The organism is Flavobacterium sp., from assembly GCF_043779715.1.
Taxonomy (GTDB): Bacteria; Bacteroidota; Bacteroidia; order Flavobacteriales; family Flavobacteriaceae; genus Flavobacterium.
This window is the reverse complement of record NZ_JAYWDT010000068.1, coordinates 1-4,328: the sequence shown is the minus strand read 5'-3', so window position 1 is coordinate 4,328 and position 4,328 is coordinate 1. Positions and strand designations below refer to the sequence as shown.

6 protein-coding genes and 1 pseudogene are annotated in these 4,328 nt (G+C 31.6%); 5 read left to right on the top strand and 2 right to left on the bottom strand.

Going from position 1 to position 4,328, the window contains the following annotated elements:
- The 5 genes and pseudogenes from ACH2BG_RS03525 to kdsB form a co-directional block, all read left to right on the top strand.
- The coding region (locus ACH2BG_RS03525) for an ATP-binding domain-containing protein (protein WP_395046337.1) at positions 1-684 on the top strand (684 nt) is incomplete at its 5' end.
- A 192-nt stretch (positions 685-876) separates the two neighbouring features.
- A pseudogene (locus ACH2BG_RS03520) lies at positions 877-1,062 on the top strand (4,5-DOPA dioxygenase extradiol); the annotation flags it as partial.
- 162 nt (positions 1,063-1,224) lie between these two features.
- Positions 1,225-1,464 carry a hypothetical protein gene (locus ACH2BG_RS03515; RefSeq protein ID WP_309758577.1) on the top strand — a complete coding sequence of 80 codons (240 nt, stop codon included), beginning with the start codon at positions 1,225-1,227 and terminating at the stop codon, positions 1,462-1,464.
- Positions 1,465-1,483: 19 nt separating this feature from the next.
- Complete coding sequence (locus tag ACH2BG_RS03510; protein WP_309758578.1) at positions 1,484-2,287, top strand: KilA-N domain-containing protein; 804 nt, start codon at positions 1,484-1,486, stop codon at positions 2,285-2,287.
- A gap of 51 nt (positions 2,288-2,338) precedes the next feature.
- A complete protein-coding gene (gene kdsB, locus ACH2BG_RS03505) occupies positions 2,339-3,064 on the top strand; it encodes a 3-deoxy-manno-octulosonate cytidylyltransferase (RefSeq protein ID WP_395046336.1) in 726 nt (241 codons plus the stop codon).
- Here the strand turns inward: kdsB and ACH2BG_RS03500 are convergent, their stop codons facing one another.
- Together ACH2BG_RS03500 and ACH2BG_RS03495 are read right to left on the bottom strand one after the other, a co-directional pair.
- The gene (locus ACH2BG_RS03500; RefSeq protein WP_395046335.1) at positions 3,065-3,775 is read right to left on the bottom strand and encodes a potassium channel family protein; all 711 of its coding nucleotides are present in this window, start codon (positions 3,773-3,775) and stop codon (positions 3,065-3,067) included.
- Positions 3,776-3,876: 101 nt separating this feature from the next.
- The coding region (locus ACH2BG_RS03495; RefSeq protein ID WP_395046334.1) for a spermidine synthase at positions 3,877-4,328 on the bottom strand (452 nt) is incomplete at its 5' end.

Sequence of the window (4,328 nt, the reverse complement as noted above, 5' to 3'; positions counted from 1 at the left end):
GGGTACGATATACAAGATGCCATCAATTCTGCCTACAGTAATTATAGTATAGAAGACACCGCTTTTATTGTTCGTTCCAATAAAAGAGCGAATCAATATAATGAACAAATCAGAACCAAAATCCTCGATAAAGAAAGTGAACTTTCTACAGGCGATTTTCTGATGGTGGTTAAGAACAATTATTTTTGGTTGAAAGATTCTGATGAAGCGGGTTTTATTGCCAATGGTGATATCATCGAAATATTAGAAATTTTCAATATCAAAGAATTGTACGGTTTTAAGTTTGCCAAAGTAAAAATTCGAATGATTGATTACCCCAATCAGATTCCGTTTGAAACTGTTTTATTATTAGATACTATAAAAAGTGAATCACCATCATTGACCTATGAAGAATCGAATAGATTGTATCAGGAAGTGTTAAAAGATTACGAGGGCGAAACCAAGTTCCAAAAGTTTCAAAAAGTAAAAGCCAACGAATATTTCAATGGTTTGCAAGTGAAATTCTCGTATGCAATTACGTGCCATAAATCACAAGGCGGACAATGGAATACCGTCTTTATAGAGCAACCGTATTTACCGGATGGCATCAATAGAGATTATATTCGGTGGTTGTATACGGCAATGACCCGAGCCAAAAACAAACTATATTTGATAGGATTTAAGGATGAAAATTTTATGGAGTAAATTTGATAAACATATAAGTCATATAAGCTAAAATCAAAGAAAACTTATAGGACTTATATGGTTCAATAGTTTTAAAATATTGGTTATGAGTACATTAAACTACTTACATAAAATATCAGTCTCTTTTTCGAATACCCAAAAAATGCCGGTGTTGTTTTTAGGACACTGAAGTCCGATGAATGCGATTGAAGAAATTTTCAACCATTGCTAGATTTTGAAAAACAAAACAGGGCGTTTCAATTAGCGATTCCTACTCCAGAACATTATGTACCTTTAATATATACTTTAGGACTAAAAGGAAAAACCGAATAACTCAGTTTGTTTAATGATAAGTTATTAGGAGGTTCATTGAGTATGACTTCGGTGAAGATTATTTAAATTTTGTGAGAATAAAGGTTATATTTGGAATGGAAAAATAGTATTATTTTCTACATTGCAAGAGTTAAACGTTTTAAAAAATTAACGATTAAGTGTATTGCATTTTTGAAAAGTACATTAATTTTTAAGTTCTAAGTAATTACATTTCCCTGATAAAGATTTATGAAACAATTACCGTCCAATAATTCAGATTTTATACTTTACACCTCTACGGATAGAGAAGTTCGGGTCGATGTTTTTGTAAATGAAGAAACCGTTTGGATGACTCAAAAAGCTATGCAAGAACTTTTTGATAGAGCTAAGTCAACTATAAGTGAACATATAAGTAATGTCTTTGTAGAAGGTGAATTAGAAGAAAATCAAGTTGTTCGGAAATTTCGAACAACTGCTGAATATGACTAAATAATTGATCACAATTTATATGGCTAAAATTAAAGTTATAAATACCGAAGTTACAGTAGTTGTAATCAACAACACTGATTATATTTCTATTACAGACATTGCAAAACACAAAACTGACGATACGAGTGCGACGATTGGAAATTGGATGAGAAACAGAAATACATTAGAGTTTTTAGGCCTTTGGGAAACACTGTATAATTCAAATTTTAAACCCCTCGAATTCGAGGGGTTTAAAAAAGAGGCAGGTTTAAATGCCTTTACTATGTCTCCACAAAAATGGATAAATGCAACAGATGCAATTGGTTTTGTTTCAAAATCAGGGCGATATGGAGGGACTTTTACTCATAAGGATATTGCCTTTAAATTTGCTAGTTGGATTTCGGTTGAATTTGAACTTTATATAGTTAAAGAATTTCAGCGTTTAAAGGAAGAAGAACAAAAACATATTGGCTGGTCCGCACATAGGGAATTAACAAAAATAAACTATCGCATACATAAGGATGCTATAAAACATAATTTAATACCCAGAACACTTACTGCCTTGCAAATTTCAATCGTGTATGCAAATGAAGCTGATGTTTTGAATATGGCTTTGTTTGGAATAATTGCTAAACAATGGCGAGAACTAAATCCTGATTTAAAAGGTAATATTAGAGATTATGCTTCAATAAATGAATTGATTTGTTTGTCTAATCTTGAAAACTTAAATGCACTTTTTATCAACGAAAATTTATCACAAAAAGAACGATTAGTAAAACTCAATCAAATAGCGATACAGCAAATGAGTATTTTAAAAGCCGTAGAAAATAAAAAATTAAAATAAAAAACTTTGCGACTTGGAGTCTTTGTGGCAAATTAAAAATATAAAAAAGTAATGAAAATAATAGCAGTCATTCCCGCACGTTACGCTTCGACACGATTTCCCGCAAAACTGATGCAGGATTTAGGAGGTAAAACGGTCATTTTAAGAACCTATGAAGCAGCCATAAACACGCAATTGTTTGATGATGTTTTTGTGGTAACGGATTCCGATTTGATTTATGACGAAATCGTTTATCACGGTGGAAAAGCTATACGCAGCATCAAAGAACACGAATCTGGAAGTGATCGAATCGCGGAAGCAGTAGAAAATCTAGACGTTGACATTGTGGTTAATGTGCAAGGAGACGAACCGTTTATTGATGTGGAGCCTTTGGCAAAAGTGATTGAAGTTTTTAGAAATGATTTGGATAAAAAAGTAGATTTAGCTTCGTTAATGCGCGAAATTACAAATGAAGAGGACATAAATAACCCGAATAATGTAAAAGTGGTTGTGGATCAAAATGGATTTGCATTGTACTTTTCGCGTTCGGTAATTCCGTATGCAAGAGAAAAAAATGCGGGCGTTCGGTACATGCAACACATCGGGATTTATGCGTTTAGAAAACAAGCCTTATTGGATTTTTATAGTTTACCAATGCAATCTTTGGAAGCATCCGAAAAATTGGAACAATTGCGTTATTTGGAATTTGGAAAACGAATTAAAATGGTCGAAACGACGCATGTTGGAATCGGAATAGACACGCCGGAGGACTTAGAAAAAGCGAGAAAAATGCTGTAATTACTCTAGATTTTCGTGATCGAAATAGCCTTTGGTTTTTACTTTGGTGGAAAAGAAATTCAAGAAAAGCACAATGAAAAACAGAAACAGTAAGGCTTGTGTTGTAACTAGAAATTTCCCGATTGTGGTAATTGGATAATAATCTCCATAACCAATAGAAGAGGATGTTACAATACTGAAATAAATAGCATCAAACCAATGAATGAAAGGTCTGTTTAAGTAACGATCAATAGAATAAAATACGGCATACGCGAATGCGATCTCTAAATAATTAAAGAAAAGCAACAACATAGACCTTTTGTACGATCGTGGTTTTGAAAATAAATCAGAGGCAAAAATTAACGTTGGAATATAAAAAACAGTTTCTAAAAATAGATAAACAAGAATCCAAATAATCCATTGATGGCTTTGCCAATGATTTACTAAAATCACTATTGGAAAAACCACTTTTAATAGGACATAGAAATCCAAAGCTAAATCTTGATATTCGACTCCTTTTTTGCTGGCCCAATATTTTAAGTATATTCCTGGGAAAAGTAATTGAGACGAAGCTAATACTAACCGAACTATTTTTTCAATTCCATTATCTTCCTGATGATCGTTATTCCAAATGGATTGAATATTCTGAATCCGTTTTTGGATAGGATTAAATTTAGGTTGAAAACCCTTTGACGTTTTTCCAAGAAGCAATTTTTTTAAAATTTTTTTCATTCCAACAGAGAATTAAATAATTATAGGAGTGTGCAAAATAATGGTGTCGATGTAAGACTATTGAATTGTAAAGTTTCAAGAAGACCATTTACAGTTTACATTTAATTTAATTTTTCGATTACAATCAATTCATTATGAATTTCAACTCTCGGAATGGTTTTTATTTGAAATTCATTTTTGAAAAACTCATAGACGTATTTTTTATTTCGCAAATTTTGAATGTCATTTAATAGCATCGTATTAAAAAGAATAAAACCGCGACTTTTTAAAAGAGAGCAAACCCTATTGGTAAAAAAAGTTTCAAATAAAAAATTAGGCATTGTTGTATCTTGAAAAATATCAATAACAATTAAATCGTATTTGGCTTTAGTTTTTAAAACAAATTCAAAAGCATCATCAATTACAATAGTAAGATTTTTTATTTCGTCTAATTTAAAATAGGTATTGGCAATATTTATAATTTCGGGATCAATTTCAACTCCAGTGATACTTCCTTTAAATTTTATTTCGTCAACCAATGTTTTGATAACACTTCCGCCACCAACTCCCAAAA

What these genes read in the sequence shown, in the direction of transcription:
- kdsB (WP_395046336.1), top strand. Translation starts at nt 2,339, where the DNA reads ATGAAAATAATAGCAGTCATTCCCGCACGTTACGCTTCGACACGATTT.
- ACH2BG_RS03510 (WP_309758578.1), top strand. Translation starts at nt 1,484, where the DNA reads ATGGCTAAAATTAAAGTTATAAATACCGAAGTTACAGTAGTTGTAATC.
- ACH2BG_RS03500 (WP_395046335.1), bottom strand. Translation starts at nt 3,775, where the DNA reads ATGAAAAAAATTTTAAAAAAATTGCTTCTTGGAAAAACGTCAAAGGGT.
- ACH2BG_RS03515 (WP_309758577.1), top strand. Translation starts at nt 1,225, where the DNA reads ATGAAACAATTACCGTCCAATAATTCAGATTTTATACTTTACACCTCT.